Origin of the sequence: Pseudomonas alcaligenes, from assembly GCF_014490745.1 — a bacterium.
Lineage (GTDB): Bacteria > Pseudomonadota > Gammaproteobacteria > Pseudomonadales > Pseudomonadaceae > Aquipseudomonas > Aquipseudomonas alcaligenes_C.
Genome location: NZ_LZEU01000001.1, coordinates 2,080,160 through 2,107,049 on the forward strand (window position 1 = coordinate 2,080,160; position 26,890 = coordinate 2,107,049).

Here is a 26,890-nt window from a genome sequence, read left to right on the forward strand (position 1 = left end):
GCCTCAAAGTTGTTACACGCGCCAAGTACCTGTAGAAACATACAGTGTTCGCGTTCTTCAGGGGCAGGATGCCCTTTATTCATCATTATCTTTTTTGGTTCAGGGGCACGGGAACTTCATGGAAATCGGTCTGCGCGAATGGCTGATCGTCATCGGCATCATCGTTATTGCCGGCATTCTCTTTGATGGCTGGCGGCGGATGCGCGGCAGCAAAGGCAAGTTGAAGTTCAAGCTCGACCACAGTTTCAGCAACCTGCCCGACGACGACTCCGACCCGGATCTGCTCAGCACCGCGCGGGTGGTGGATCGCAAGCGCGATCCGGAATTCAACGAAGAAGACATGCCGACCATGAGCGCCTCCGAGCTCAACCGGCGGCGTAATCTCGAACCACAGCAGGGTGACCTCAACCTGGATACCGCCGAGCCGGTACCGACCCTGCTGACCCCGGTCGAGGAAGACGAGATCAAGCCGGTAGGCAAGGCCAAGGAGCCGCTGCCGGTCGAGGAAGTGCTGGTGATCAACGTGATCTCCCGCGACACCGACGGCTTCAAGGGCCCGGCCCTGCTGCAGAACATCCTGGAAAGCGGTCTGCGCTTCGGCGAGATGGATATCTTCCACCGCCACGAGAGCATGGCCGGCAACGGCGAAGTGCTGTTCTCCATGGCCAACGGGGTCAAGCCGGGCACCTTCGACTTGGACGACATCGACCTGTTCTACACCCCGGCGGTGAGCTTCTTCCTCGGTCTGCCGGGGCCGCGCCATCCGAAGCAGGCGTTCGACGTGATGGTCGCTGCCGCGCGCAAGCTGGCCCACGAACTCAACGGCGAGCTCAAGGATGACCAGCGCAGCGTGATGACTGCGCAGACCATCGAGCACTATCGTCAGCGCATCGCCGAGTTCGAGCGCCGGCAGCTCACCAACAAGCGTTAACGGGTCTTCCCTGCGGGGAAGCCGAAGAAGATCCCAAGAGCAGCCTCGGCTGCTCTTGTCGTTTGCGAGATAACCGATATGACCGACGCCGCCACCCGCATCCTGCAGCTGCGAGCCGAACTGGATGGGCACAACTACCGCTACTACGTGCTGGACGAGCCGAGCGTGCCCGATGCCGAGTACGACCGCCTGTTCCGCGAGCTGCAGGCCCTGGAGGCCGAGCACCCCGAACTGGTGACGCCACAGTCGCCGACCCAGCGCGTCGGTGGCGAGGCCCTGAGTGCCTTTGGCGAGGTACGCCACGAGGTGCCGATGCTTAGCCTGGGCAACGGCTTCGAGGAAGAAGACCTGCGCGCCTTCGACCGCAGCGTGCAGAACGGCCTCGGGCTTTCGGCCGGCGACCTGTTCGGCGGCGGTGCCGAGGTGGAGTACAGCTGCGAGCCCAAGCTCGATGGCCTGGCCGTCAGCCTGCTGTACCGCGACGGCCAGCTGGTGCGCGGCGCTACCCGCGGCGACGGCAGCACCGGCGAGGACATCAGCGCCAACGTGCGCACCATCCGCAACGTGCCGCTCCAGCTGCAGGGCAGCGGCTGGCCGGCGCTGCTGGAGGTGCGCGGCGAGGTCTACATGCCCAAGGCTGGCTTCGACGAACTCAATGCGCGGCAGGCCGAAAGCGGCGCCAAGACCTTCGCCAACCCGCGCAACGCTGCCGCCGGCAGCCTGCGCCAGCTCGATCCGAAGATCACCGCCAGCCGCCCGCTGGAATTCTGCTGCTATGGCGTTGGCCAGGTCAGCGGCGAGCTGCCGGCGACCCAGGTCGGCATGCTGCAGCAGCTCAAGGCCTGGGGCGTGCCGATCAGCCGCGAGCTGAAACTGGCGAAGGGCGTGGAAGCCTGCCTGGACTACTACCGTGATATCGGCGAGCGGCGTATGGCGCTGGCCTACGACATCGACGGCGTGGTGTTCAAGGTCAACAACATCGAGGATCAGCAGCAGCTCGGTTTCCGGGCGCGTACCCCGCACTGGGCGCTGGCGTACAAGTTCCCGGCCCAGGAAGAACTCACCGAGCTGCTCGACGTGGAGTTCCAGGTCGGCCGCACCGGTGCCGTCACCCCGGTGGCGCGACTGAAACCGGTCAAGGTGGCTGGCGTCACCGTGGCCAACGCCACCCTGCACAACATGGACGAAGTGGCGCGCCTGGGCCTGATGATCGGCGACACGGTGATCATCCGCCGTGCCGGCGACGTGATCCCCCAGGTGATGCAGGTGGTCATCGAGCGCCGTCCCGCCGATGCCCGGCCGGTGCATGTGCCGGAGCAGTGCCCGGTGTGCGGCTCGGCCGTCGAGCGCACCCAGCTGGTCAAGCGTGGCAAGGGCAAGGAAACCACCAGCGAAGGCTCGGTGTACCGCTGCGTCGGCCGCCTGGCCTGCGGCGCGCAGCTCAAGCAGGCGATCATCCATTTCGCCTCGCGCCGCGCCCTGGACATCGAGGGCCTGGGCGACAAGATCGTCGAGCAACTGGTGGACACCGGGCTGATCGCCTCGCCGGCGGATCTGTTCACCCTGGCCTACGAGCAGGTGGTGGTGCTGGAGGGCTTCGCCGACCTGTCCACCCGCAACCTGCTGGCGGCGATCCAGGACAGTGCCAGGCCGAGCCTGGCGCGCTTCATCTACGCCCTGGGCATCCCCGATGTGGGCGAGGAGACGGCCAAGCTCCTGGCTCGTGCCCTCGGCTCTCTGGCGCGCATCCGCCAGGCGCTGCCGGAGGTGCTGACCTACCTGCCGGATGTCGGTCTGGAAGTGGCTTTCGAGATCCACAACTTCTTCTGTGATGCGCACAACCTCAAGGTCATCGACGACCTGCTGGCCCGCGGCGTCGAGTTGCAGGAGGAGGGCGACCTCAGCCCCGAGTTCGCCGCCTGCGCGACCCTGCCGGGCTTTATCGACAAGCTCAACATCCCCTTTATCGCCGCCACCGGTGCGGAAAAGCTGGCGGCCAAGTTCGGTAGCCTGGAGGGCGTGATCAAGGCCGACTGGCTGGATCTGCGCCAGGTGGAACGCCTCAATGAGAAGGCGGCCAAGTCCCTGCGCGAGTTCTTCGATGTGCCGGCCAACGCCGAGCGGGCGGCGCGCATCGAGGCGCAGCTGCGTGACTTCGGCATGCACTGGACGAGCGAGAAGAGGATCGTGGCCGGCCTGCCGCTGGCCGGGCAGACCTGGGTGCTCACCGGCACCCTGGAAGTGATGAGTCGCGACCTGGCCAAGGACAAGCTGGAAAGCCTGGGCGCCAAGGTGGCCGGTTCGGTATCAGCCAAGACCCACTGCGTGGTGGCCGGCCCCGGCGCCGGCTCGAAGCTGGCCAAGGCCAGCGAGCTGGGTGTTACGGTGCTGGACGAGGCGCAGTTCCTGGCGCGTCTGCAGGAGCTGGGCATCACAGTCTGAGCCGTCGTGCAGTGTTCCCCGCGCAGGCCTGATGGCCTGCGGGTCGGGCATTGATCGTCAGCTGGTTCTAGCTACCGCTCAGCCGCGGAAACCGCTGGAAACCATGACTTCCAGGCGGCTGTCGCTGTCCGCCAGCTCGGGCACCTCGCTCGGGCGGCAGGTGCTGCGGTAGTCGCTGGGGGTGCAGCCGATGCACTGCTTGAAGGCCCGGGCGAAATAGGAGGGATCCTTGAAGCCGGCTTCGTAGCCGATGCTGGTGATGGGCATCTGGCTGTTGTGCAGCAGCTCCTTGGCGAAGTCCATGCGCTTGCGCAGGATGTATTCCATGAAGCCCTGGCCGTAGACCTCCTTGAACACCCGGCAGAAGCGGAACGGCGTCATGCCGCAGCGCTGCGCCAGCTCCTTCTGGTCGACGCTGTCGCGAAAGTGCTGGTCGATGTACAGCATGGCCTTCTGCAGCACCTGGTGCTTCTGGTGTTCCTTGGTCAGGCGGATGCTGTCCGGCAAGCCGTTGCAGCGCTCGAGCCAGGACTTCTTGGCATGGCTGTCGCCTTGCCAGCGCAGCTGGCAGAGCTGGTCGAGGGCGCCCAGGTAGCGGGTTTTCTCGTGAATCGACAGCGGCAGCACCATGTACTCCCAGACCCCCGAGCGCATGGCCCATACGGCCAGCTCCTCGGAGTGCTGCACGGTGAACATGGTGATGGGGATCGATGGCGCGGTGCGTTTCACTTCCTGCAGCAGGTTCAGGCCCAGACCATCGGGGCGGTCGAAGTGCATGCAGATCATGTCCGGCTGCTGGCCACTGTCGCGAGCGGTGATGCTGTAGTCCTTGGCCAGGTGACATTCGCAGGACAAGCGAAATTGTCCGATCAGATCCTCCGCTGACCGGTCATGGGTGAGATCCAGCCATAACAGCACTGGTCTTCTCTGGTTATTGGCCGAGTTAGACTTCATTCACTTAGCTCTGCACATTGTTTTTATCGTTCCTGAGTGAGGAGTATTGTCAATGTGCCATTACTACAAATACTGAATTCGAATAGCTGTTATCGCGTTTGTATCCATTTCTACAGAAGTCCTCTATCGCCTTGAATGGCAATGGTTTTTTTTGCTGTGAGGCGGCGCTTTCGGGCTACCGCCAGTCGCTTGTGAATCGTTTGCAACGCCTTGTGCGAGGCGTTCTTCTTTAGGCCACTGCGCCTGTTCAAGCTGTTTTGTCAGCCCTTTTCGCGGCCGCGCAAAAAAGTCCTAGCGATACGCAAAAAACTCCTAACCCCTCTTTTTCATGTCCTCTAGCGTGAACTCCAGGCCGGGCAATAAGCGTGGCTGCTAGCGAGCGCAACTACTCAAGTGAGGTGGGACATGAACGCTGAAGTACTCAAGGCTTCGATCGTGAAGTTTCTGCAGGACGAAGACGGTTTGACCATCGTCGAATACGCCGTGGCGGGTGGTCTGGTGACTATTGGCGCGGTCACTGCCTTTCTCGCCCTGGGCGACAACGTCTGCGGGGCGATCACCAGCCTGAAAGACGCTGTGCTGGGCACCAACACCCCAGTGGCAGCCTGCCCGTAAGTTAGCGGCAAGGAGCCAAGGCCATGGTCATTGAGCAGTTGTTCACGGCATTGGTTCTGCTCGGTCTGCTGGGTTATGCGGTGGTGAGCGACTTGCGCTGCCACCGCATCCCCAATCGGCTGATCCTGACCGGTCTGCTACTGGCTGCAGCGTTGCAGTTGTACAGCTCCGGCCTTGCCGGGCTGGGTAACGGTGCCCTCGGCATGCTGATCGGTTTTGCCCTGTTTCTGCCGCTGTACGCCATGGGCGGCATGGCGGCTGGCGACGTCAAGTTGATGGCCATGGCCGGCAGCTTCCTGAGCCCCAACCACGCCCTGTGGATGGCTTTCTTCAGCCTGATCGCGGGCGGTCTGTGTGGATTTCTCATCATCCTGGTACGCGGGCAACTGGCGATGACGCTGTCGCGCTACTGGCTGATGGTGATGGCGCGGGAGCATGTGGCCCCGGCCGAGAACGAAGTAGCCGGAAAGCCATTTCCCTACTCGATTGCCGTGCTGTTGGGCTCCTGCCTGGGTTTCGTCTGGCAACCGCTCAATCCCTGGCAGCTCTGGAGTTATGCCTTCGGTTGATGGAGAGGTCTGCCATGTATGCGATCAGCGACAGCGACTCCTATCCCAGTGAACGCGAGGCCGTACAGCGCCTGGCGCCGCAGCCGAAGAGCGTGCAGGAAACCGGGCTCAGCGAGAACTTCCTGGGCGACCTGCTGTGCAAGCATCTGCACGATGCTGGCGTGCTCGACCTGCCGCGCCTGGTCGAGCGCATGGCGCTTACCGGGGCGGTGCTGGAAGAAGTACTGCATTTCCTGCGCAAGCAAGGGCGCATTGAAGTGCTCGGCCAGACCGGCGGCCAGGCCCTGCGCTATGGCCTCACCGAACGGGGTCGTCTGGCTGCCCGCGATGCCCTGGAGCGCAGCGGCTACCTGGGCGCGACACCTTTTCCCGTAGGCGCCTACCGCTCCCTGCTGAAGATTCAGACCATCCACCACGGCCGCATCACCGCCCGCGACATGCGCTCGGCGTTCGGCGGCGTGGTGCTCTCCGAGGGCATGCTCGACCAGATCGGCGTGGCCCTCAATTCCGGCCGGGCGATCATGGTCTACGGGCCGGCCGGTACCGGCAAGACCTACATCAGTACCCGCCTGATCCGCCTGTTCGCCGAGGCCATCTGGGTGCCGCACGCGATCGAGATCAACGAGTCGGTGGTGGAGATCTACGACCCGCAGGTGCACCAGCGCCTGGACGAGGACGCTCGGCAGAACCACCTGATGCTCGAAGAGGGCATCGACCGCCGCCTGCTGTGCTGCAAGCGACCGATCGTGATCACCGGCGGCGAGCTGAGCATGGAACAGCTGGATATCCGCTACGACCCATACAACCGCCTGTACCAGGCGCCCCTGCAGCTCAAGGCCAGCAACGGTCTGTTCATCATCGACGACATGGGCCGCCAGCGCATGGCACCGGCCGAGCTGCTCAACCGCTGGATCGTGCCGATGGAGGAAAAACGTGACTTCCTCAACCTCGGCGGCGGTCGGCATTGCGAGTTGCCGTTCGACCTGATCCTGGTGTTCTCCACCAACCTCAATCCGCTGGAGCTGGCCGACGAGGCCTTCCTGCGGCGGATTGGCTACAAGCTGCACTTCAACTACCTGCGCCCCGAGGAGTACGAGCGGATCTGGCGCCAGGAGTGCGAGCGCCAGGGCATCGTGTTCGACCCGATCCTGCTGCGCTATGTGCTGCAGGGGCTCTACGAGGCCGAGGGCATGCCGCTGGTGGCCTGTCACCCGCGTGACCTGCTGGGCATGGCGCTGGATCGCCAGCGCTACCTGGATGGCTCCGGGCCGCTGTCACCCCGCGAGCTGGAGTGGGCCTGGCACAACTACTTCGTACAACTCGATTTTCTCGGTTGAGGAGACACGGATATGGGCTCGCGAACTCTCACCTTGGTCGTCCTGTCCCTGGTGCTTGGCCTGGGGGCGGCCTGGATGGCCAACAACTGGTTGAGTGGCCGGCTCAATGCCAGCCCCGACGACAACATGCAGAACGTCATGGTGGCGGCCGTGGAGATTCCCTTCGGCAGCATGATCGAGGCGCAGCACGTGGTGCAGGTGCGCATGCCGAAGAGCACGGTGCCGGATGACTCCTTCGACAGCGCCGACAAGGTGGTGGGACGCATCGCCACCTTCGCCATGCTGCGCGGCGACATCCTGCGCGCGGCGCGGGTGGCCGAGCACCTCGGCGGCAGCACCCTGGCCTCGCTGATCGAGACGGACAAGCGCGCCGTGTCGGTACGGGTCGACGATGTGGTCGGGGTCGGCGGTTTCCTCCTGCCGGGCAACCGGGTGGATGTACTGGCCACCAAACGGGTCGGCAGCAGCAACAACGACGCCGAATCCAAGACCATCCTCGAAGACCTGCGGGTGCTGGCCGTCGACCAGACCGCCAGTACCGACAAGACCCAGCCGGTGGTGGTGCGGGCAGTGACCCTGGAGATGACTTCCGAAGAGGCCGAAGTGCTGGTCAAGGCGCAGACCGAGGGGCGCCTGCAGCTGGCCCTGCGCAACCCGCTGGACAACCAGAAAAAGCCCGAGGTGGTGGCGCCCAAGGTGGAAAAGCCGGCGCCGGCTCCTGAGCCGGCCAAACCGGTGGTGCGGCGCAGCAATGGCGGAACCGGGGTGACCATCATCCGCGGTACCGATGTGAATGTGGCCAAGGTGCAGTAATAGGGCGGCCGCCAACAACAAGAGTCAGGTGGGTGCAGTCGACTTTCAACAAGGAGAGGGACATGCAAAACATTCGAATGATCGTGCTGGCAAGCGTGCTGCTGATCGCCTGGCCCTGGTCGCCGGCAGTGCAGGCAGCCGATGCGCAGCCGGCGGTCACGGCGTTGTCGGCGGCCAACGTCAGCAACATCCAGGTGCCGATCTACAAGTCGCGGGTGCTCAGCACACGCAAGCCGGTCAAGCGCATCTCGGTGGGCAACCCGGAGATTGCCGACATCCTCATCACCAGCCCGACCCAGCTCTACCTGCTGGGGCGCTCGCTGGGCAGCACCAATGTGCTGCTGTGGGATGGCAGCAACAAGCTGATCGACAGCCTGGATCTGGAAGTGGTGCATGACCTCAGCGGCCTCAAGGGCAAGCTGTACCAGTTGATGCCCAACGAGAACATCGAAGTGTTCAGCGCCCAGGGCGCCCTGGTGCTGCGCGGTCAGGTGAGCAGTGCAGCGGTGATGGATACCGCCGTCAAGGTGGCCAAGACCTACGCCGCGCAGACCTCGAGCATCGTCCAGGGTGAAGGTGAGGCGGCCAAGGCCAAGTCCACCGAGTCGCTGGAAGTGATCAACCTGATGACGGTCGGCGGCGGCCAGCAGGTGATGCTGGAGGTCAAGGTCGCGGAGATGCAGCGCAGCCTGGTCAAGCGCCTGGGTGTGCGCTTCCTGGCCCTGGGCACCAACGGCAACTGGAGCTTCGGCGGCTTCAACAACGGCACCTCGGTGGTGGATGACGGCCTGCTGAGCAACGGCACCGGGCTACTGGCGCAGTTCGCCTCAGGCAGCTTCGCCTTCAACATGCTGCTGGAAGCGGCCAAGGAGGACGGCTCGGCCAAGGTGCTGGCCGAACCGACCCTGGTCACCCTGACCGGGCAGGAGGCCGAGTTCATCTCCGGCGGCGAGTTTCCCATTCCGGTCGCCGACGACGATGGCATCAGCATCGAGTTCAAGGAGTTCGGTGTCGGCGTGAAATTCCTCCCGGTGGTGCTGGATAGCGATCGCATCAACCTCAACCTGAACGTGCTGGTCAGCGAGCTGGTGGAGGCCAACAGCCTAGTGGTCAACACCGGCAACTCCACCGACGACGCCAGCCTGCTGGTGCCGGCGCTGACCAAGCGCAGCGCGCAATCCACGGTGGAGCTGGGCGATGGCCAGACCATCGCGATTGCCGGCCTGATCAGCGAGCGCACCCGCGACAGCGTCAACCGTTTCCCCGGCCTGGGCGACATCGCGATCATCGGCAACCTGTTCCGCAGCCAGGAGTTCATCAAGGGTGAAACCGAGCTGGTGATCCTGGTCACCCCGCACATCGCCAAGCCGGTGGACGCCAAGCTGGTGCGCCTGCCCACCGAGAAGTTCGTCGAACCCAGCGACATGGACTTCTATCTGCTGGGCAAGACCAAGAGCGACCAGCCTGGGCGCACCGTCCCGGTCAGTCTCGGGGTAACCGGCAGCAGCTTCGGCCATGACCTGCGCTAAGGGAGCACGACCATGAAGATTCTGATTCTGCCTGCACTGCTGATCGGCCTTGCGACGGGCTGCGTGACCTACAACGAAGGGCGGGTCGGCACCCAGGGCGAAAGCGTGTACGCCACCACCTACGAGCAGATTGCCGACAAGGAGCGGGCGGCCAACCCGGGCACCAGCGTACCGCCCAGCGGGCTCGACGGCCCGGTGGTGGAGAAGGTCATGGACGGTTACCGCGGCAAGACTGGCGATGCTGAGCAGATCCGCCAGCCGATCCAGATCAACATCCAGTAGCAGGAGTCTGAGCGATGAAACCCCGCAGGTCGCACCGCCTCGCCGCGCTGCCGCAACGCCAGCGGGGTGCGGTCATCGTACTGATCGTGATCGCCATGCTGTCGATTCTGCTGATGGCGGCGCTGGCTCTCGATGGCAGCCATATGCTGGTCAACAAGACCCGTTTGCAGAACGCGGTGGATGCGGCGGCGCTGAGCGGAGCCAAGACCCTCAACGAAGTGCTCGGCACCATGAATGCCGCCACCCTGAGTCGTACTGCCGCCCTGCAGACCCTGAACCTGAATGCCGCGGCCAGCGGCAATGGCGAGCTGGCCACGGCCATTGCCGCCAATACGGCGGGCTTTGCCGTGGTGGAGTTGTCGGCCAGCGTCTACGGGCCGTTCTCCTTCCCGGGGCCGGCGGATGCGCGCTATGTGCGGGTGTCGGTACCGGACTACCCCCTGGCCGGATTCTTCTGGGGCGTGCTGCAGAGCTTCGGCAATGCCAATACGCCGGACAAGGCGGTGGCTGCGGTGGCCACGGCCGGGCCTAGCCCGACCAGCCCCTGCGACCTGGCGCCGGTGATGGTCTGCGGCCAGTCGGTACCCAACACCTTCTTCGGCTACAACTTCGGCCACCTGGAAGTGCTCAAGACGGCCAGCAACAACAGCTCGGGCATCGGCCCCGGCAACTTCCAGCTGCTCGATTTCGGCTCCGGCGGCAAGACCGTGCGCGAGCTGATGGCCGGTGGCGGCACGGTCTGCCCGGTGATCGGCGACCAGGTGCAGACCAAGCCGGGCAACACCGTCGGCCCGGCCATCCAGGGCCTGAATACGCGCTTCGGCGAGTACAGCGGCGGCCTCAGCAGCAGCGACTACCCGCCGGATCTGATCACCAACTACAGCCAGGTCAGCGGTCAGGGCGGGCTGAGTCTGGATAGTGGCGGCAGCATCGTCTACGGCAAGGCCAACGGCAAAGGCGGCGGCACCGAGGCGGTGTCGTCCGATGCCAACGGCAACATCACCACGGCCAGTGGCACCGCGCTGTTCGACTACAACGACTGGCAGCAGCGCTCGGCCGAATGCGTGGCCGGCAACGGCAGTGGCTGCCAGGCCGGCGGCGTGCTGCAGCGGCGCATCCTGCGGGTGGTGGTGGGGCAATGCAGCGGCACCGACGGCGGTACGGCGCATGTGCCGGTGCTGGGTTTCGGCTGCTTCTACGTGCTGCAGCCGGCGAGCCAGAAGGGCAACGAGTCGCAGATCTTCGGCCAGTTCGTGCAGGACTGCGAAGGCGACAACGTGCCCGGGCCGACGCCGACCAACGACAGCGGGCCGCAGATCATCCAGCTGTACAAGACCTACATCGACAACAACCGCACACCGAGCACGGACTCCTAGGGGTTCCCATGGCCAGGGCAATGCACGGCAACAGGCAACGCGGGGTGGCAATGGTGGAGTTCGCCATTGCCTTGCCGGTACTGCTGTTGCTGCTGTTCGGCATCGCCGAGTTCGGTCGCATGTTGTTCCAGTACAACAGCCTGCTGCAGGCCAGCCGCGATGCTAGCCGCTATGCCGCCAGCGAAGCGTGGAACGCCACCCTGGGGCGGGTCGAGCTGACCAGTGCCCTGCAGACCCAGGTGAAGAACATCGCTGTCTACGGCGTGCCAGCTCCCGCGCTCGGCGCAAGCCCGGCGGTGCCGTGCCTGACCACCGGCAATGTCACGGTGGCGGCAGAGGGCACCACCCATGTACGGGTCAGTGTCAGCTTCGCCTTCCGCCCGGTGCTCGGCGACCGCACGGCGAACGACTGCAATGTATCGACCGCGGGACTGCCGAACTTCTTCAGCAACCCGATTCCGCTGGCCTTGACGCTGAACGCCAGCGTCGTGATGAGGGCCCTGTGATGAACAGACACATGCGCGGGGTGTACGTGGTCGAGTTCGCCATCATCGGCCTGCTGCTGTTCGTCATGCTGTTCGGCGTGCTGGAGATGGGGCGCCTGTACTTCACCGTCAACACCCTGAACGAAACGGTACGCCGCGGCGCACGCCTGGCCGCCGTGTGCGACATCAGCGACCCGCGCATCCTGCGCCGGGCCATCTTCAATGATGTCAACAACGCCGGAGCCAGCGGCCTGATCGGCAACCTGGAAACCGCCGACCTGACCCTGGTGTACCTGGACGCCAATGGTGCGGTGGTAGCGGCGCCGAACGACACCAACGGCGCCAACGGTTTCCGCGCCATCCGCTACGTGCAGCTGCGGCTGGACAATTTCACCTTCGATGCCTTGATCCCGCTGTTCGGCGGGCAGATCACCCTGCCGGCGTTCCGTGCCACGCTCCCGCGCGAAAGCCTGGGGCGACATGCCGAGGACGGGGTCGTTCCGGAGATCACACCATGTTGAAGTCTCGTGATGTCGGCAGCGTGCTCGGCCAGCATAAGCCGCAGGGCCCGCGCCTGTTGATCAGCAGTCGGGATAGTCGGGCGCTGCACCAGCTGGAGGGTATCTGCCGGCACATGCCCAGCCTGCAGGTGAGCACGCGCCTGGTGAGCAACGGGCATACCGACCCGTTGTACGGCCTGGAGCAACTGCCGGACTTCCTCCTGCTGTGGGTCAGCCATCTGTGGCGCGAGGAACTGGCTGCGCTGCTGCAGCGCCCGGCCCATGAGCGGCCGCCGCTGCTGGTGTGTGGCCCGCTGGACGAACGCGAAGGCATGCGCATGGCCATGCAGGCCGGCGCCCGCGACTTCCTGCCCGAGCCGGTGAGCGAGAGCGAACTGCTGGCCGCCCTGCAGCGCATGCTGCAGGAGAGCCACCTGAGCCCCAGCGGCGGCAAGCTGGTGGCGGTGATGAACGCCAAGGGCGGCTCCGGGGCCACCATGCTGGCCTGCAACCTGGCCCACCAGCTGAGTGCCAGCGGCGCCAGCACCCTGCTGCTGGATCTCGACCTGCAGTTCGGCAGCGTGGCCCACAGCCTCGACATAGTCCCGGCCCACAGTCATGTGGAAGTCATGCAGCAGGTCGCGGACATGGACAGCGTGGCGCTGCACGGTTTCTGCAGCCACTTCAGCCCGACCCTGCATGTGCTCGGCGGTCGCTCCAGCGACCTGTGCCTGGCTCAGGATGTTCACCTGGAGCACCTCGAAGCCCTGCTGCACCTGGCGCGCAACAGCTACGACTGGGTGGTGGTGGATCTGCCGCGGCAGATCGACCACCTGACCGGCATCACCCTGGAGCAGGCCGACCACTGCTACATCCTGCTGCAGCAGAGCCTCAGTCACCTCAAGGATGCCAGCCGTCTGCTGCACATCCTGCGTAACGACCTGGGCGTGCAGGGCAACCGCCTGCACGTGGTGATCAACCGCTACAACAAGACCGCGCCGATCAGCCTGCAGGACATTGGCGAGGCCCTGCGCTGCCAGGATCTGCAGAAGCTGCCGAACGACTTTGCCGCCGTCAGCGAGAGCCAGAACAGCGGCGTACCGCTGGAGCTGCACGCGCCGCGGGCGCCGATCACCCAGGCCTTGCGCAGCCTCAAGCAGGAACTGGCCGGGGCCGAGGTGGATGAGAGCGGCCTGTTCAAACGTACTTTCAGCCGCTTGTTCAGGGGGTGATCCATGTTGAGCGAATTTCGCAATCGCCTACGTCTGCCTGCCTCCAAGAAGGACGCCGAGAGCGTCGCCGAGGCGACCCAGGCCGAGGCCCCCAGCATGATGGCCTGGGAGCTGACCACCCCGGCGGAGCTCTATGAGACCCGCACCCAGCTCAATAGCGTGGAGAGCGAGTGGCGCGAGAAGATCTACCAGCAGTTGCTCAAGGTCATGGATTTGTCGCTGCTCGACTCGCTGGAGCCGGCCGAGGCGACACGGCAGATCCGCGACATTACCCAGCGCCTGCTCGACGAGCACTCGGCGCCGGTTTCCACCGCCAGCCGCCAGCTGATCATCAAGCAGATCACCGACGAGGTGCTCGGCCTCGGCCCGCTGGAGCCGCTGCTGGCCGACCACAGCGTGTCCGACATCCTGGTCAACGGCCATGCCTCGGTGTACGTCGAGCGCTTCGGCAAGCTGCAGCAGACCGATGTGCGCTTTCGCGACGACCAGCACCTGCTCAACATCATCGACCGCATCGTTTCCAGCCTGGGGCGGCGCATCGACGAGTCCTCGCCGCTGGTGGATGCCCGGCTCAAGGACGGCTCGCGGGTTAACGCGATCATCCCGCCGCTGGCCATCGACGGGCCCAGTCTGTCGATCCGCCGTTTCGCCGTGGATCTGCTGAATGCCGAGAGCCTGGTGCAGATGGGCACCATCACCCCGGCCATCGGCCTGATGCTCAAGGCCATCGTCCGCGGCCGCCTGAACGTGCTGGTGTCCGGCGGTACCGGTACCGGCAAGACCACCATGCTCAACGTGCTGTCCAGCTTTATCCCGGACAACGAGCGCATCGTCACCATCGAGGACTCCGCCGAGCTGCAGCTGCAGCAACCGCACGTGGTGCGCCTGGAAACCCGGCCGTCGAACATCGAGGGGCGTGGCGAGGTGAACCAGCGCGAGCTGGTGCGCAACAGCCTGCGCATGCGCCCTGATCGCATCGTCATCGGCGAGGTGCGCGGCGCCGAGGCGCTGGACATGCTGACGGCGATGAACACCGGCCACGACGGCTCGCTGACCACCATCCACGCCAACACCGCGCGGGACGCCCTGGGGCGGATCGAGAACATGGTGTCGATGACCGGCGCGACCTTCCCGATCAAGGCTCTGCGTCAGCAGATCGCCTCGGCCATCGACGTGGTGGTGCAGCTGGAACGCCAGGAGGACGGCAAGCGCCGGCTGATCAGCGTGCAGGAGATCAACGGCATGGAGGGCGACATGGTGACCATGACCGAGATATTCGCTTTCGTCCGCCGCGGCATCGGCGAGCACGGCGAGGTGCTTGGCGAGTTCCGCCCCACCGGCATGGTGCCGGCCTTTCGCGAGGAGCTGGCCAAGCGCGGCATCGAGCTGCCGCTGAGCCTGTTCCGCCCGGACTGGATGGAGGCCCTGCCGTCATGAACCAGATTCCCAGCGAGTACATCCTGATCTTCCTCGGCATGGTGTTCGCCGCCGTGTTCCTCCTCAGCCAGGGCGTGGTGGTGCCGGTGTTCGGCGAGGCCGGGCGGATGCGCAAGCGCATTCGAGGCCGCCTGCATCTGCTGGAGAGCGCCAACCACCTGCCCAACATGCAGACGGTGCTGCGCCAGAAGTACCTCAAGCGCCTGTCGCCGCTGGAGGCCAGCCTGGAGCAGCTGCCGCTGTTCGAGGGCCTGGCGCAGATGATCGAGCAGGCCGGCCATGAGTACCGCTCCTACCGGGTGGCGCTGCTGGCCGTGCTGCTGGCGCTGGCCGTCGGCCTGGCCGTGTGGTTCCTGCTCAACCTCTGGTGGGCCGGGCTGTGCCTGGGGCTGATGGCCGGCTGCGTGCCGTTCATGAAGATCGCCAGTGATCGCAGCAAGCGTTTCGCCGCCTTCGAGGAAGGTCTGCCGGATGCCCTGGATGCCATGTGCCGCGCCCTGCGCGCCGGTCATCCATTCGGCGAGACCCTGCACCTGGTGGCCGAGGAGCACAAGGGGCCGGTGGCCCACGAGTTCGGCCTGACCTTTGCCGACATCAACTACGGCAACGACGTGCGCCGCGCCATGCTTGGCCTGCTGGAGCGCATGCCGAGCATGACCGTGATGATGCTGGTCACCACCATCCTCATCCACCGCGAAACCGGCGGCAACCTGACCGAGGTGCTGGAGCGCATCAGCAGCCTGATCCGCGCCCGTTTCCGCTTCCAGCGCAAGGTCAAGACGCTGTCGGCGGAGGGGCGCATGTCGGCCTGGGTGCTGGTGGCGATTCCTTTCGTGCTGGCCGGGGCGATCGTGCTGACTTCGCCGAAGTACCTGCCCCTGCTGCTCAACGATCCGGTCGGCCTGCGCCTGGTGGTGGCGGCGTTCATCGCCATGCTGCTGGGGATCTTCTGGATTCGCAAAATCATCCGGATCGAGGTGTAGGAGGTCGTCATGGACTATCTGCTGGGCTTGATCAACCGGCTCGTGGGCAATGCCGAAGTGGCCCGGGTGCTGTTCGTTGGCGGCATCGCCCTCAGCGCCGTGCTGCTGGCGATAACCCTGGCCCTGCTGCTGATGGGCCTGCAGGATCCGCTGCAGCGTCGCCTGAGCCTGATCAAACGCAGCCACGGCAACGAATCCAGCAGCTATGGCGCGCCGAGCAACCTGCAGCTGCTGCTGGAGCAGGTCGGCCAGCGTTTTGTCGGCAGCGAGCAGAAGCCCAGCTCGCCAACCCGCCTGCTGCTGACCCATGCGGGCTTTCGTTCCGGGGCGGCGGTGCAGGTGTACTGGGCGGTGCGCCTGCTGCTGCCGCTGTTGCTGGGCTTCGTGGCGCTGCTGGTGCTGCCGATGCTGCCCAAGCTGTCCCTGCGTACCGGCGTGCTGCTCGGCTGTGGCGCCATGACCGTTGGCTGGCTGCTGCCGGCGATCTACGTGGACAAGCGCAAGGAGGGGCGCATGCACCGGCTGCGTTGTGCCTTTCCCGATGCCCTGGATCTGATGGTGGTGTGCGTCGAGTCGGGCCTGGCGCTGCCCCAGGCCATGGAACGGGTGGCCGAGGAAATGCTGGTCAGCCAGCCGGAACTGGCCGAAGAGCTGGCTCTGGTCAATGCTGAGATCAGGGCGGGCATTCCCAGCACCATTGCCCTCAAGCACCTGGCCGAGCGCACCGGGCTGGAGGATGTGCAGGGCCTGGTGAGCCTGCTGGCGCAGAGCATCCGCTTCGGCACCAGCGTGGCGGACACCTTGCGCATCTATGCCGAGGAATTTCGCGATCGGCGTACTCAGGCGGCCGAGGAACAGGCCGCCAAGGTGGGCACCAAGCTGGTGTTCCCACTGATCTTCTGCTTGTGGCCATCCTTCTTTCTGGTGGCAATCGGGCCCGTGATCATCGGGATTCTCAGGACTTTCGGGAAGCTGTGAAATGAACAGGAAAATACTGCTTATCGCCACCCTGGCGGCCGTGTCCGGTTGCCAGAGCATGGGGCCGACCCTGACCGATCGCGGGCATTCGCTGTACCGGGGAGAAAACGCCTTGCTGTATGAGGTGCAGGCCCAGGCCGACTCTCCGGAGCAGGCCATGCGCATGGGCGCCGCGGCCTATCAGGGCGGGGCGCTGGATCAGGCGCTGTACCAGTACCTGCGGGCGCTGGAGCTGGATCCCGAACGTTATGAGGCGCTGGTGTGGATCGGGCGCATTCACCGCGAACGCGGCAACCAGCACCTGGCTGAACTGGCCTTCAGCGATGTGCTGAGCAAGCAGCCGGACAACCCGGCGGCGCTGGCCGAAATGGGCCAGCTGCAGCTGGCCATGCAACAGCCGGACAGGGCTCGCGAACTGCTGGGCCGGGCCGTGGCGCTCGATCAGAAACGCCTGGGTGGCACTGGCACGGGCGCACCGGAGGGGTTCAAGGTGGACGCCGCCTCGCCGCTCAAGGTGTACAACGCCATGGGGGTGTTGGCTGACCTCAAGGGCGACTTCGACCAGGCAGCCGGCTATTACCGCCTGGCTGCGCAGATCGACCCGCGTTCGGCGCTGGTGGCCAACAGCATGGCCTATTCGCTGTACCTGGCCGGCAAGTGGCCTGAGGCCGAGCAGCAGTACCGCCGCGGCATCAGTTACGACAGTCGCTATCAGCCGCTGTGGCGCAACTATGGCCTGTTGCTGGCGCGCATGGAGCGCTACGAGGAGGCGCTGTCGGCCTTCGAGCAGGTGGAGAAGCGCGCGGAGGCCAGCAACGACGTGGGCTATGTCTGCCTGATCGAGGGCAAGCTGGATGTCGCCGAGCAGTTCTTCCGTTCGGCCATCGAGCAGTCGCCGGGGCATTACGACCTGGCCTGGGAAAATCTCAGCCGGGTCGAGCAGATCCAGCGTATTCGTCAGCACAGCAGTCGCCAGCAGGCGCCAGTGGCCGAGGCGGTGGCGGTAACCGCGGTGGCTCCGCCGGCCAAGCTGCAGGTGCTGCCCTGAGGGCACCGGCAGCTTGAGCGGGGCGGGTGGGGCTTAGTTGAGGGCGTCGGTCAGTGCCTTGGCCGGCACCAGCTTGACCACCTTCTTCGCCGCGATCTGGATCGCCTTGCCGGTTTGCGGGTTGCGGCCGGTGCGTGCCGGGCGCTCGCTGAGCTTGAGCTTGCCGATCCCCGGCAGGCTGATCTCGCCGTCGTTTTCCAGGGCATCGGCGACGATTTCGCCCAGCTGGTCGAGCAGGGCGCGTACATCGTTCTTCTGCAAGTCGGTGGCTTCGGCGAGGTCGGCGATCAGCTGGTCTTTGGTCAGGGCCATGAGGGACTCCAGGCGGCAAGGGAAAAGAGTGCCCGCCGGGCGGGCGAGTCGGCAGGCACGCTAGCACAAACTGCAGTTATTCCGTGAGTTGCGCGTCGAGGTTCCAGGCCCACACCACGAAGCGCAGCTTGCCCTTGATGCCGGGCGTGGTGCCGCTGTCGAAATCCACCTTCACCTCGACCTTGCCGGCGGCCAGTTTCTTGATGTCCAACTGCTCGCTGGCCAGGCGAAAGCCCTGGTTCTGCCAGGCATAGGAAATCTGCCAGGCCACCCGCTCGTCTCCCGGCGGCAGCAGCTTGAGCTGCAGGGCATTGCTGAACAGCGAACTGCCCTCGAAGTGCTGGTCGACCCACAGTTTCTGTTCGATCTCGTAATCCGGCACGCGCACGTTGAAGATCAGGCTGTAGGTCAGCGACGGGTCTTCGCGGTTGACCTTGGCACGATTGGCGAGAAATACCGAGGAGAGGAAGAGGCAGCCGTTGCTTTTCGGTGCTTTTTTCCAGTCCTGATGGCGCAGGCAGGCCACCGAGTCTTCCTCGGCGGTGCGCCGGGTCAGGTACCACAGCTTGCCCTTGGGCGCGGCCAGGGCTTCGAACTGGTACAGCGCATCGACTTTCTTGCCTTGCTGTTCGAGGTCGCTGACGGCGGCCGGCAGGCGGATCTCCTCGATATCGGCCCAGATGTCGACACGCACGTTGCCGAACAGGAAGCGGGTGAGGTTCTGGTAGGACTCCTCGCTGTTGACGATGCCGAAGAAGCCCGAGTGGCCACGGTAGGCGAAGGCCTTGGCGCACGGCAGGCCGGGTTTGCGCGCATCGCTGAGGGCATTGAGGGTGGCGTTCTCGATACGCACCAGGCCATCGCTGCCGTGGCCGGCGAAGCTGCGCGACAGGCCCATGGCCACCTCGTAGTCGCTGCGGTTGGTGCCGACCATGCAGAAGGTGCGCTCGGCGATCTTGCCCGGTAGCCAGTCGACCCGGTCGTCGTCCTTCTTGTACAGGTCTTCCAGGGCGAGGAAGCCGGCCAGGCGCTTGCGGTTGAAGTTGCTGATGTCGTTCCAGCTCAGCCAGCTCGGCACGTTCTGGCCGATCATCTCGATGCCGTTGTGCGGGGTGGCGTAGGTGAAGAACTTGTCGACGTACTGCGCCGCGCCCTGTTTATCCAGCTTGGGGTTCTGCAGCAGCCCGCGGCACACCAGGCCGCCCATGGAATGGGCCACCAGATAGCAACGGAAGTCCGCCTTGGCGATGCCGTTGGCGGCGTTGCTACAGACCAGGTCGCGAACCTTGATGATCAGCTCGCCGAGCTTTTCCGCGAACACTTCCAGCTCCGGGGTCTTGCCCTTGCCGAGCAGGCGCGAGGCCTCGTCGTAGTAGCGGTAGATGATGATCGAGCGGCTGCCGAGCTTGTGCTCGGGGTTGTCGTGCCACTCCTTGTCGAGGATGTCGTAGCCGTCCTCGTAGATGTCGCGGTACTTGAAGTCCGAGGCCAGGCGGATCACCGGCGACTCGAAGATGTACTTGCGCGGCTGGCGCTCGCGGTCGGCCACGGCGCGGTACACGGTGGAGCCGAGATTGAAGCCGCAGAAGGGGTCGGCAGTGGTTTCGTCGATCTCCGTGGGCGTCATGGCATAGCCGCGCACATAGATGATCGGGTGGAAGGGATTGTTGGGATTGGCCATGGGACGCTCCGTGTACGCAGTGAGGGCTCCTGAGGCGGCGCGGCACTACCGGACTGCGGGCAAGCGTCGTAGGGCGGGAAGGGCCGGCAGGCGGGCTGCGACCCTGAGGAAAGGTTAGCGGGGGCGCAGCGGATGTCACGCCGCAGGCGACGACCTGAGGGAGGCGCGAGTGGGGGCGCGGTACGGCCGAGTTATCCGCGCCAGGGCCAATGGTGCAGGCTAGGGCGCCCGGCGGATGCGCGTTGTGGCGAACCGCCAGTATTCAGCCAGCGGCTATGCTAGACGATAAGCAGGCCATAAGACCCTGCTGTGGAGACAGCCATGCTTCGTATGTTTGCTGACTTGGGATTTCGTTGGAAAATTGCCCTGCCTATTTTGCTGCTTGCCATCCTGCTGGTGCTGATGGGCACCCTGGGCATGCGCGGCATCAGTCAGGTCGCTGATTCCAGTATCCGCCTGACCAATCGCTACCTGCCGGCCATCAGCCTGTTGCTGAATGCCGACCGCGACCTCTACCAGGCCTTCGTGGCCGAGCGCAGCCTGCTCGACGAGGCAGCTGGCGAACATGTGGCCGACCTCAAGGCGGCCCAGGCCGAGAACATCCAGCAGGCCTATGACCGCGTGCACAAGTATGCGGACATGCAGCCCAGTGCCGAGGCGCTGAAGCTGGTGGCCGAGTTCGATCGCGGCTTCAACCAGTGGAAAGCCACTTCCAACAAGGTGCTGGAGCTGGCCAGCAGCGACCCGGCCGCAGCCTCGGCACTGAGCTTCGGCGACAGCGAGGCGCAGTTCCAGGCCATGCGCGACCCGATCGACAAGCTCGGCGAGCTGGAAGACAACGCCGCCAATGCCGAAGGCACCGCCGCCATCAGCCTGGGCAACGAGCGCAGCTGGCAGCAAGGCCTGGTGATCGGTATCGGCCTGCTGATCTGCGCCGTGCTGGTGCTGGCCTTCCCGATCCTGGTGACCCGCCCGCTGCACAACCTGCTGCATCGCATCGAGCAGATCGCCGACGGCGACGGCGACCTGCGGGTGCGCCTGGAAGTCCTGTCGCGCGATGAGCTGGGCAAGCTCAGCGATGCCTTCAACCGTTTCCTCGACAAGCTGCAACCGCTGATCAAGGAAGTCGGCCGGGTGACCGGCGAAGTGGCCGACTCGGCGCAGAACCTGGCCGGCATGGCCGCCGCCAACGACCGCCTGATCAACAGCGAGCACGCGGCGGTGGATCAGGTCAGCACGGCTGCCACCGAGATGAGCACCGCGGTGCATGAGGTGGCGCGCAATGCGCAGAATGCCGCCGATGCGGCGCGCAGTGCCGAAGTACAGTCCCGCGAGGGCGCCCAGGTGGTTGGCGCCACCATCCACGCCATCCGCCAGTTGGCCCAGGAAGTGGAAAGCGCCTCCGACACCATCCAGACCCTGGAACAGGAAACCGCCAACATCGGCGCCGTCCTGGCGGTGATCAAGGGCATTGCCGAGCAGACCAACCTCCTCGCGCTCAACGCCGCCATCGAAGCGGCACGGGCGGGCGAGCAGGGCCGCGGCTTTGCCGTGGTGGCCGACGAGGTGCGGGCCCTGGCGGCGCGCACCCAGGACTCGACCAAGGACATTCAGCAGATGATCGAGCGCCTGCAGGGCGGCGTGCAGAATGCGGTCAAGGCCATGCATTCGGGCAGCGTCAAGGCGCGTGACAGCGTGGATCGCGCCGCCGGCGTGGATCAGGCGCTGTCCGCCACCGGTGACTCGGTGGCGCGGATCAACGACATGGCCGCCCAGATCGCCACCGCCTGCGAAGAGCAGAGCGCGGTGACCGAGGAGATCGCCCGCAACATCAGCGATATCCGCGACCTGTCCAACGAAGCGGCGCAGACCTCCGAGCAGAGCACCCAGGCCAGCGCACGTCTGTCCGAGCTGTCCCACGGCCTGGCCCAACTGGTGGGGCGCTTCCGCGTCTGATCGCCAGCCCCGCCAGCACGGCTGTGCGGGGCTAAGTGATTGAAGCGCTTGTAACTTTGCATTCAGCCAGTACAATGGCGCGGCCCGTCGCCTGACGGGCTGCGTTATGGTGGCCCCATCGGTCCCCCCGCAACGATTACCCGTTAACCTGGTCAGGCCCGGAAGGGAGCAGCCACAGCGGGAACATCGTGTGCCGGGGTGTGGCTGGTGGGGCCGCCTCCATAACCCGCTCCGGGTTATCTCTTCCCCCTTACGTGCCCTGTTCTGTAGCCCTCGGGCCATGCCTGTACCTGTGCGTGCCGGTTTTCTTGCCGTTAGCCGCTAAAAAGTTGTCCATCTGGGTGAATCTCCGTGGGTAGGCTACGGTAAGTAGAGGATGCCTTTGCCGATGCCGACGGCAGGTGGAAACCTCTATGGACAGACTCCTCGTATTGCCTTTCTGGCTGGCTGGACAACATCTGGCGGTGCCGCTCGAGAGCGTCATTCGCGTGTTGCCGGCGCTTTCCTGCTCACCGCTGCCCGGTGCGCCGCGTACCGTGCTCGGGGTGGTCAACGTGCACGGGCAGGTGTTGCCGGTGGTTGACCTGGCGCTGCGCTTCAACTGGCCGTCGGCTGTGTCCGGCAGTCTGTGGCAACCCTTTCTATGGCTGAAGAGCCGTCAGCGCGAACTGCTGGTGCCGGTAGAAGCGGTAGAGGCGGCGGCGAGTTGTGCGCAGCAGGACTTCGCGCCGGCCGCGCCGCCGCAGCTGCCAGCGGCCATCGTCAGGGGCGTGGTGCGCATGGAACAGGGCCTGCTGCTGATTCAGGATGTCGAACAGGTGCTCTCGGATGCCGACGAGGCTCTGGTGGACGCTGCGCTGGAGGCGAGTGCAGGTGGCCATGGAGTCGGTTGAGCAGCTGTGTTCGCCGCAGGTGCTGCGGATTCTGGTGAACAAGGTGCACCAGCACCTCGGCCCGGATTTCTCCGGGCCGCGCCGTGCCGACCTGCTGCGGCGTTTGCGGCTCCTGGCCCATGAACTGGAAATTGTCGATCTGCCGGCCTGGCTGGAGGCGCTGGCCTTCGCCCAGTGGGATGCCGCCCAGGTACAGGCGCTGACCCCGGCATTCACCGTCGGCGAGACCTATTTTCGCCGCGATGCCGAAGCCCTCGCGTGGTTGCGCCAGCATCTGGGGCCGCTGCTGGCCCAGCGCCGAGCGGAGGGGCGCCAGCGCCTGCGTCTGTGGAGCGCGGCCTGCTGCACCGGTGAAGAGGCCTACAGCCTGCTGTTCCTGCTCGACGAGCTGCTGGGGGCGGATGCAGCCAACTGGAGCGTGGAGGTCTACGCCAGCGACCTCAACGAGGTCTTTCTGCACCGTGCCGAGCATGGCAGTTATGGGCAGAACGCCTTTCGCCTCAATGACGAGGCCTTCCGCAGCTGCTACTTCCAGGCCGAGGAGCGCCAGTGGCGGGTCAGGCCGCAATGGCGCGGACGCATCCGTTTCCTGCGCCACAACCTGGTCGGCGATCCCTTGCCGTGCCCACAGCAGGGCCTGCATGGCTTCGATGTGATCCTCTGCCGCAATGTACTGATGTACTTCTCGCCGGAACGGGCCGGGGGTGTCTTGCGGCGTCTGCTGGCCTGCCTGGCTGGCGAAGGTGTGCTGCTGATCAGTGCGGTGGAGGCCAGCCTGGCGACCCAGGCGGGCCTCGCCGGCTTCTGGGCCGGCTGCAACTATGCGCTGCGGGCGGACGCTACCCGGCCCGCACGGTCTGCCCCGATGGAGTTGGCCATGGCCAGCCCGGCGGTGCAGGCCGCGCCACCGGCTCAGCCAGTTGCGACGAAAGCCCCGGAGCCGCGTCTGCGGCCGCCGCCGCAAGAGAGCCAGCGGCAGGCCGCCGAGCCCCAAGTCACTGCACTGGAGCCGGCCGCGCCGCTGTTCCAGGGCTGGCCGGTTCCGCCTGTCGCGGCCGCCTACCTGCCGCTCTGGCAGCGCGTAGTACAGGCCCAGGCCCAAGGCCAGCCAACCCTGGTGCGGCAACTTCTGCTGGAGTACCTGGCGAGTGCCGCTCCCGGCCCGCTGCAGGCCCATCAGGTCTGCCTGCTGCTGGCGCGCAGCTGGGCCGATCAGCATGCCACTGGCGAGGCCGAGGAATGGCTGCGTCGAGCCCTGAGTCTGGAACCCTGTTCGGCGCCGAGCTACTGGCTGCTGGCCCTGCTGGCGGAGCAGAACGGCACGTTGGCGGCGGCTCTGGTGTCGTTGCAGAAGGCACTCTACCTGGAGCCCGATTTCATCCTGGCGCACTTTCATCAGGCCCGTCTGCTGCGCCTCCAGGGGCAGGAGGCGGCAGCGGCCAAGGCGCTGCAACTGTGCCGCGAGCTGCTCCGTGGCCAGCCTGGCGATGCTGCGGTACCGCTGGGCGACGGCCTGAGCTGTGGCCAGCTGCAGCGCATCTGTGAACAGTTGCTGGAGGAGCGCGCGCCATGTTCGAACCCCTGAACGATGGTGGCGGCCGCTGGGCCGAGCTGCATGAGCGCCTGGCCGAGCTAGAGCGACGGATCGCGGCGGGCTTCGCGCCTTCGGCGGCGGAGCGCGAGGCACAACTGCAGGCGCGCAGCCGTGAGTGGGCGCAGATGGAGCCGCAGGAGCACCCGGATGCCTGGCTGGAGGTGCTGTGCTTCAGCCTCGGCAGCGAGACCTATGCGATCGAGGCCGGGCATGTCGCGGCGGTGCTGCCGCTACCGCAGTTCACCCCGTTGCCGGGCACGCCACCGTTCGTGCTGGGCATCGTCAGCGTGCGCGGGCACATCGTTTCCGTGCTGGATCTGCGGGTGCTGCTTGAGTTGCCGATGGTCGGCCTGTCGGACAAGAACTTCCTGGCGATCCTGCAGGGGCCTGAGATGGAGTTCGCTGTGCTGATCGACCGGGTATTGGGCATCACGCGGATTTCCCGCGACAGCCTGCAGGGCGAGCTGGCCAACCTCAGCGGCGTGCGTGCGCGCTACCTGCTGGGGGTGACCCCCAACCAATGGACAGTGCTGGACGGGGCGCGCCTGCTGGGCGACTCCGCCTTGCGCATCGAGGCCGAAGACTAGCTTCACGGAGGAACAGGCATGTCCGACCTGCCAGGCAGGCACCGCAGCAGCAACGGCCAGCGAGGCAAGGGCCCATGAGTTTCGACAAGGAGGCCTTGCGCCAGCGCCTGCTGGCCAGCTTTCGCGGCGAGGCGGAGGAGCGCCTGGCGGTGCTGGCCGACGGCCTGGCCAACTGGCGCGAGAGCAGTGCCACGGGCGAATCCATCGAGTCGTTGTTCCGTGAGGTGCACAGCCTCAAGGGCGCATCCCGCGCCGCCGGTATCGCCGAGATCGAACGGGTCTGCCATGCCTGGGAAAGCCTGCTGGGAGCGGTACGCCGTGGCCTGCTGGCGCTGAATCCGCAGCTGGTCGAACTGTGCCGGCACGCGCTGCGGATGGTACAGGGGCTGCATGGCGGCCAGACCGTCAGCGGGGCCGAGCAGAGTCGGCTGATCGAGAGCCTGGAAGCCGCTGCGCAGGGCGAGGCCTTCAGCCTGCCGGAAGCGCCGGTGAGCATTGCCGAAGCGCCGCAGGATCCGACCACGGTCAGGGTTTCCACCGAGCGTCTGGACGTGCTGCTGTTCCAGAGCGAGTCGCTGCTGCAGCACAAGCTGGAGGCCCAGGCCCACGCGCGCAGCCTGCAGGCCCATGTGGCCGCCTTCGAGCCGCAGCGGGCCAAGCGTCTGCTCAGCGGTGGAACGCTGAAGCAGCTACGCGACAACCTCGACGAGCTGCCGCTGGCCGCCCGCGACAGCCTCAAGGGCGTGCTCGACTACCTCGACTGGAGCCTGGCCCAGCTCGACCGCCTGCATTTCAGCGCGGCCCGCCTGGAAAAATCAGGCCAGCACCTGGCGCTTGGCCTGGCGCAGCTGTCGGAAACCCTGTTCAACGAACTGCAGGCGGTGCTGCTGCTGTCCGGCAGCAGCCTGATGGAAGGCCTGCCGGCGATGGTGCAAGACATCGCCAGCCAGGCCGGCAAGCGCGCCGAGCTGCAGATCCGCGGCGAGAGCCTGCAGGTCGACAAGCGCATCCTCGACGAGCTGCGCACGGTGCTCACCCATCTGCTGCGCAATGCCATCGACCATGGCCTGGAAACCCCGGAGCAGCGCAGCCAGCTTGGCAAGGATGCGGTCGGGCGGCTACAGATCGAATTGATCCAGGAATCGGCGGATCGCTTCGAGCTACGGGTCAGCGACGATGGCAGCGGTATCGATGTCGCCCGCCTGAAGGAGCGCGCCCAGGCCAGCGGGCTGCTCAGCCCGAGCCAGGCGCAGGGCATGACGGACAGCGAGGCGCTGGCGCTGATCTTCGCTTCCGGCCTGTCCACCAGCGCGATCATCACCGACCTGTCCGGGCGCGGGCTGGGCATGGCGATTGTCCAGGAGGTGGTTGAGCGGCTCGGCGGGCGTATCGACCTGGAATCGCAGCTGGGCAGCGGCACCTGTTTCCACCTGCACCTGCCGTTGAGCCTGTCGACCTTCCGCGCGGTGATCGTGCGCAATGCCGAGCGGGTATTCGCCATCCCGGCGCTGGCCGTCGAACGCTGCCTGCGGGTGCCGCTGGGCGCGGTGAAGAACCTGGAGAACCGTCCCACGCTGAGCCTGGGGGACGCGGTGCTGCCCGTGTGGACGCTGGCCGAGGTACTCGGCCTGGCCCAGCTCGCCGGCGCTGCCGAGGACATCACCCTGGTGGTACTCAAGGTGCGCGGCGAGCGTTTCGCCCTGCTGGTCGAGGAGCTGCTTGGCGACCAGGAAATCATCGTCAAAGGCCTTGGCCGGCAGCTGCTGCGGGTGCGTAACCTGCTGGGCGCGACGCTGCTGGGCGATGGCCAGCTGGTACCTATTCTGCGCCCGGCCGATCTCTACCGCAGCGCCCTGGAAAGCACCGGCAGCGGCCTGAGCCGGAGCGCCCAGGGCCTCGCGGAAAAGGCCCAGCAGCGGGTGCTGATCGCCGAGGACTCGTTCACCTCGCGGGGCCTGCTGAAGGCCATTCTCGAGGGCGCCGGTTACCAGGTCGCCACTGCCAACGACGGCCTGGAAGCCTGGAATGCCCTGAAGCAGGGGCAGTTCGATCTGCTGGTATCCGATGTGGAAATGCCGCGTCTGGACGGTTTCACCCTGACCAGCCGGATTCGCGCCGATGGCGAGTTGCTGAGCCTGCCGGTGGTGCTGGTGACCGCCCTGCACTCGGCGGAGGATCGCGCGCGCGGCCTGGAGGCCGGCGCCAATGCCTATCTGGTCAAGAGCGGTTTCGAGCAGGACAGCCTGCTCGATGCGATTCGCCGCTTGATATGAAGGTTCACGGCCCCCGGCCGTATGCCGGGGCGACAGGAGAGGGAAGCGGGCGGCGTTCAGCCATGAGCGGCGCTCCCGGGGGA

At 65.7% G+C, this 26,890-nt stretch carries 24 protein-coding genes and 1 other RNA gene; 22 read left to right on the plus strand and 3 right to left on the minus strand.

The genetic code is table 11. The features are described from left to right. Positions 1-118 precede the first annotated feature (118 nt). Positions 119-931, plus strand: coding sequence for a cell division protein ZipA (zipA, locus tag A9179_RS09450; RefSeq protein ID WP_187805565.1), 813 nt, complete (start codon positions 119-121; stop codon positions 929-931). Positions 932-1,000: 69 nt separating this feature from the next. Next, positions 1,001-3,373, plus strand: coding sequence for an NAD-dependent DNA ligase LigA (gene ligA / locus A9179_RS09455; protein ID WP_187808545.1), 2,373 nt, complete (start codon positions 1,001-1,003; stop codon positions 3,371-3,373). Between the two features lie 78 nt (positions 3,374-3,451). Here ligA and A9179_RS09460 read toward each other — a convergent pair whose 3' ends face one another. Beyond that, positions 3,452-4,327, minus strand: coding sequence for a response regulator transcription factor (locus A9179_RS09460; protein WP_187805566.1), 876 nt, complete (start codon positions 4,325-4,327; stop codon positions 3,452-3,454). 405 nt (positions 4,328-4,732) lie between these two features. Between A9179_RS09460 and A9179_RS09465 the strand changes: the two genes are divergently transcribed. The 14 genes from A9179_RS09465 to A9179_RS09530 all read left to right on the plus strand — a co-directional run bounded on the left by A9179_RS09465 (position 4,733) and on the right by A9179_RS09530 (position 17,511). Continuing rightward, complete coding sequence (locus A9179_RS09465) at positions 4,733-4,942, plus strand: Flp family type IVb pilin (protein ID WP_187805567.1); 210 nt, start codon at positions 4,733-4,735, stop codon at positions 4,940-4,942. Between the two features lie 23 nt (positions 4,943-4,965). Beyond that, positions 4,966-5,511 (plus strand): A24 family peptidase, encoded by a 546-nt coding sequence (locus tag A9179_RS09470; protein WP_187805568.1) that lies wholly within the window; start codon positions 4,966-4,968, stop codon positions 5,509-5,511. 14 nt (positions 5,512-5,525) lie between these two features. Continuing rightward, positions 5,526-6,848 carry an AAA family ATPase gene (locus tag A9179_RS09475; RefSeq protein WP_187805569.1) on the plus strand — a complete coding sequence of 441 codons (1,323 nt, stop codon included), beginning with the start codon at positions 5,526-5,528 and terminating at the stop codon, positions 6,846-6,848. A 12-nt stretch (positions 6,849-6,860) separates the two neighbouring features. Further along, positions 6,861-7,661 carry a Flp pilus assembly protein CpaB gene (cpaB, locus tag A9179_RS09480; protein ID WP_187805570.1) on the plus strand — a complete coding sequence of 267 codons (801 nt, stop codon included), beginning with the start codon at positions 6,861-6,863 and terminating at the stop codon, positions 7,659-7,661. A 62-nt stretch (positions 7,662-7,723) separates the two neighbouring features. Further along, positions 7,724-9,190, plus strand: coding sequence for a type II and III secretion system protein family protein (locus tag A9179_RS09485; RefSeq protein WP_187805571.1), 1,467 nt, complete (start codon positions 7,724-7,726; stop codon positions 9,188-9,190). Positions 9,191-9,202: 12 nt separating this feature from the next. Beyond that, positions 9,203-9,472, plus strand: a complete 270-nt coding sequence (locus A9179_RS09490; RefSeq protein WP_187805572.1) for a hypothetical protein — start codon at positions 9,203-9,205, stop codon at positions 9,470-9,472. A gap of 14 nt (positions 9,473-9,486) precedes the next feature. Further along, the gene (locus tag A9179_RS09495) at positions 9,487-10,848 is read left to right on the plus strand and encodes a TadE/TadG family type IV pilus assembly protein (protein ID WP_187805573.1); all 1,362 of its coding nucleotides are present in this window, start codon (positions 9,487-9,489) and stop codon (positions 10,846-10,848) included. Positions 10,849-10,856: 8 nt separating this feature from the next. Further along, entirely contained in the window at positions 10,857-11,354 is a 498-nt protein-coding gene (locus A9179_RS09500; protein WP_262410562.1) for a TadE/TadG family type IV pilus assembly protein, read from the plus strand. Next, positions 11,354-11,854 carry a TadE/TadG family type IV pilus assembly protein gene (locus A9179_RS09505; protein WP_187805574.1) on the plus strand — a complete coding sequence of 167 codons (501 nt, stop codon included), beginning with the start codon at positions 11,354-11,356 and terminating at the stop codon, positions 11,852-11,854. The genes A9179_RS09500 and A9179_RS09505 overlap by 1 nt, the downstream gene beginning before the upstream one ends. Next, positions 11,848-13,065 (plus strand): AAA family ATPase, encoded by a 1,218-nt coding sequence (locus A9179_RS09510; RefSeq protein WP_187805575.1) that lies wholly within the window; start codon positions 11,848-11,850, stop codon positions 13,063-13,065. The genes A9179_RS09505 and A9179_RS09510 overlap by 7 nt, the downstream gene beginning before the upstream one ends. Positions 13,066-13,068: 3 nt before the next feature. After that, positions 13,069-14,502 (plus strand): CpaF family protein, encoded by a 1,434-nt coding sequence (locus tag A9179_RS09515; protein WP_187805576.1) that lies wholly within the window; start codon positions 13,069-13,071, stop codon positions 14,500-14,502. Beyond that, positions 14,499-15,485 (plus strand): type II secretion system F family protein, encoded by a 987-nt coding sequence (locus tag A9179_RS09520; RefSeq protein WP_187805577.1) that lies wholly within the window; start codon positions 14,499-14,501, stop codon positions 15,483-15,485. Before A9179_RS09515 ends, A9179_RS09520 begins: the two co-directional genes overlap by 4 nt. 9 nt (positions 15,486-15,494) lie before the next feature. Next, a complete protein-coding gene (locus tag A9179_RS09525) occupies positions 15,495-16,463 on the plus strand; it encodes a type II secretion system F family protein (RefSeq protein ID WP_187805578.1) in 969 nt (322 codons plus the stop codon). 1 nt (position 16,464) lies between these two features. Further along, positions 16,465-17,511 (plus strand): tetratricopeptide repeat protein, encoded by a 1,047-nt coding sequence (locus A9179_RS09530; RefSeq protein ID WP_187805579.1) that lies wholly within the window; start codon positions 16,465-16,467, stop codon positions 17,509-17,511. Between the two features lie 33 nt (positions 17,512-17,544). On the opposite strand, the gene A9179_RS09535 is transcribed toward A9179_RS09530, so the two are convergent. Together A9179_RS09535 and A9179_RS09540 are read right to left on the minus strand one after the other, a co-directional pair. Beyond that, positions 17,545-17,823: an HU family DNA-binding protein gene (locus A9179_RS09535; RefSeq protein ID WP_187805580.1), complete on the minus strand. Its 279-nt coding sequence runs from the start codon at positions 17,821-17,823 to the stop codon at positions 17,545-17,547. 76 nt (positions 17,824-17,899) lie between these two features. Continuing rightward, the gene (locus A9179_RS09540) at positions 17,900-19,504 is read right to left on the minus strand and encodes an esterase/lipase family protein (RefSeq protein WP_187805581.1); all 1,605 of its coding nucleotides are present in this window, start codon (positions 19,502-19,504) and stop codon (positions 17,900-17,902) included. A 321-nt stretch (positions 19,505-19,825) separates the two neighbouring features. Here A9179_RS09540 and A9179_RS09545 point away from each other — a divergent pair, with 321 nt between their 5' ends. The 6 genes from A9179_RS09545 (at position 19,826) to A9179_RS09570 (ending at position 26,807) form a co-directional block, all read left to right on the plus strand. Beyond that, positions 19,826-21,460, plus strand: coding sequence for a methyl-accepting chemotaxis protein (locus A9179_RS09545; RefSeq protein ID WP_187805582.1), 1,635 nt, complete (start codon positions 19,826-19,828; stop codon positions 21,458-21,460). Positions 21,461-21,576: 116 nt separating this feature from the next. Beyond that, positions 21,577-21,673: signal recognition particle sRNA small type (ffs, locus tag A9179_RS09550), an RNA gene on the plus strand. 200 nt (positions 21,674-21,873) lie between these two features. After that, on the plus strand, positions 21,874-22,353 hold the full coding sequence (locus tag A9179_RS09555; RefSeq protein WP_187805583.1) for a chemotaxis protein CheW: 480 nt from the start codon (positions 21,874-21,876) through the stop codon (positions 22,351-22,353). Beyond that, positions 22,340-23,938, plus strand: coding sequence for a CheR family methyltransferase (locus A9179_RS09560; RefSeq protein ID WP_187805584.1), 1,599 nt, complete (start codon positions 22,340-22,342; stop codon positions 23,936-23,938). The genes A9179_RS09555 and A9179_RS09560 overlap by 14 nt, the downstream gene beginning before the upstream one ends. Beyond that, complete coding sequence (locus A9179_RS09565) at positions 23,923-24,534, plus strand: chemotaxis protein CheW (protein WP_187805585.1); 612 nt, start codon at positions 23,923-23,925, stop codon at positions 24,532-24,534. Before A9179_RS09560 ends, A9179_RS09565 begins: the two co-directional genes overlap by 16 nt. Before the next feature lie 74 nt (positions 24,535-24,608). Next, positions 24,609-26,807 (plus strand): hybrid sensor histidine kinase/response regulator, encoded by a 2,199-nt coding sequence (locus A9179_RS09570; protein WP_187805586.1) that lies wholly within the window; start codon positions 24,609-24,611, stop codon positions 26,805-26,807. Positions 26,808-26,890 lie beyond the last annotated feature (83 nt).

Excerpts from the sequence above, each read along its gene's own strand:
- zipA (WP_187805565.1), top strand. The coding sequence starts at position 119 with ATGGAAATCGGTCTGCGCGAATGGCTGATCGTCATCGGCATCATCGTT.
- A9179_RS09460 (WP_187805566.1), bottom strand. The coding sequence starts at position 4,327 with ATGAAGTCTAACTCGGCCAATAACCAGAGAAGACCAGTGCTGTTATGG.
- A9179_RS09465 (WP_187805567.1), top strand. The coding sequence starts at position 4,733 with ATGAACGCTGAAGTACTCAAGGCTTCGATCGTGAAGTTTCTGCAGGAC.
- A9179_RS09470 (WP_187805568.1), top strand. The coding sequence starts at position 4,966 with ATGGTCATTGAGCAGTTGTTCACGGCATTGGTTCTGCTCGGTCTGCTG.
- A9179_RS09475 (WP_187805569.1), top strand. The coding sequence starts at position 5,526 with ATGTATGCGATCAGCGACAGCGACTCCTATCCCAGTGAACGCGAGGCC.
- cpaB (WP_187805570.1), top strand. The coding sequence starts at position 6,861 with ATGGGCTCGCGAACTCTCACCTTGGTCGTCCTGTCCCTGGTGCTTGGC.
- A9179_RS09485 (WP_187805571.1), top strand. The coding sequence starts at position 7,724 with ATGCAAAACATTCGAATGATCGTGCTGGCAAGCGTGCTGCTGATCGCC.
- A9179_RS09490 (WP_187805572.1), top strand. The coding sequence starts at position 9,203 with ATGAAGATTCTGATTCTGCCTGCACTGCTGATCGGCCTTGCGACGGGC.
- A9179_RS09495 (WP_187805573.1), top strand. The coding sequence starts at position 9,487 with ATGAAACCCCGCAGGTCGCACCGCCTCGCCGCGCTGCCGCAACGCCAG.
- A9179_RS09500 (WP_262410562.1), top strand. The coding sequence starts at position 10,857 with ATGGCCAGGGCAATGCACGGCAACAGGCAACGCGGGGTGGCAATGGTG.
- A9179_RS09505 (WP_187805574.1), top strand. The coding sequence starts at position 11,354 with ATGAACAGACACATGCGCGGGGTGTACGTGGTCGAGTTCGCCATCATC.
- A9179_RS09510 (WP_187805575.1), top strand. The coding sequence starts at position 11,848 with ATGTTGAAGTCTCGTGATGTCGGCAGCGTGCTCGGCCAGCATAAGCCG.
- A9179_RS09515 (WP_187805576.1), top strand. The coding sequence starts at position 13,069 with ATGTTGAGCGAATTTCGCAATCGCCTACGTCTGCCTGCCTCCAAGAAG.
- A9179_RS09520 (WP_187805577.1), top strand. The coding sequence starts at position 14,499 with ATGAACCAGATTCCCAGCGAGTACATCCTGATCTTCCTCGGCATGGTG.
- A9179_RS09525 (WP_187805578.1), top strand. The coding sequence starts at position 15,495 with ATGGACTATCTGCTGGGCTTGATCAACCGGCTCGTGGGCAATGCCGAA.
- A9179_RS09530 (WP_187805579.1), top strand. The coding sequence starts at position 16,465 with ATGAACAGGAAAATACTGCTTATCGCCACCCTGGCGGCCGTGTCCGGT.
- A9179_RS09535 (WP_187805580.1), bottom strand. The coding sequence starts at position 17,823 with ATGGCCCTGACCAAAGACCAGCTGATCGCCGACCTCGCCGAAGCCACC.
- A9179_RS09540 (WP_187805581.1), bottom strand. The coding sequence starts at position 19,504 with ATGGCCAATCCCAACAATCCCTTCCACCCGATCATCTATGTGCGCGGC.
- A9179_RS09545 (WP_187805582.1), top strand. The coding sequence starts at position 19,826 with ATGCTTCGTATGTTTGCTGACTTGGGATTTCGTTGGAAAATTGCCCTG.
- A9179_RS09555 (WP_187805583.1), top strand. The coding sequence starts at position 21,874 with ATGGACAGACTCCTCGTATTGCCTTTCTGGCTGGCTGGACAACATCTG.
- A9179_RS09560 (WP_187805584.1), top strand. The coding sequence starts at position 22,340 with ATGGAGTCGGTTGAGCAGCTGTGTTCGCCGCAGGTGCTGCGGATTCTG.
- A9179_RS09565 (WP_187805585.1), top strand. The coding sequence starts at position 23,923 with ATGTTCGAACCCCTGAACGATGGTGGCGGCCGCTGGGCCGAGCTGCAT.
- A9179_RS09570 (WP_187805586.1), top strand. The coding sequence starts at position 24,609 with ATGAGTTTCGACAAGGAGGCCTTGCGCCAGCGCCTGCTGGCCAGCTTT.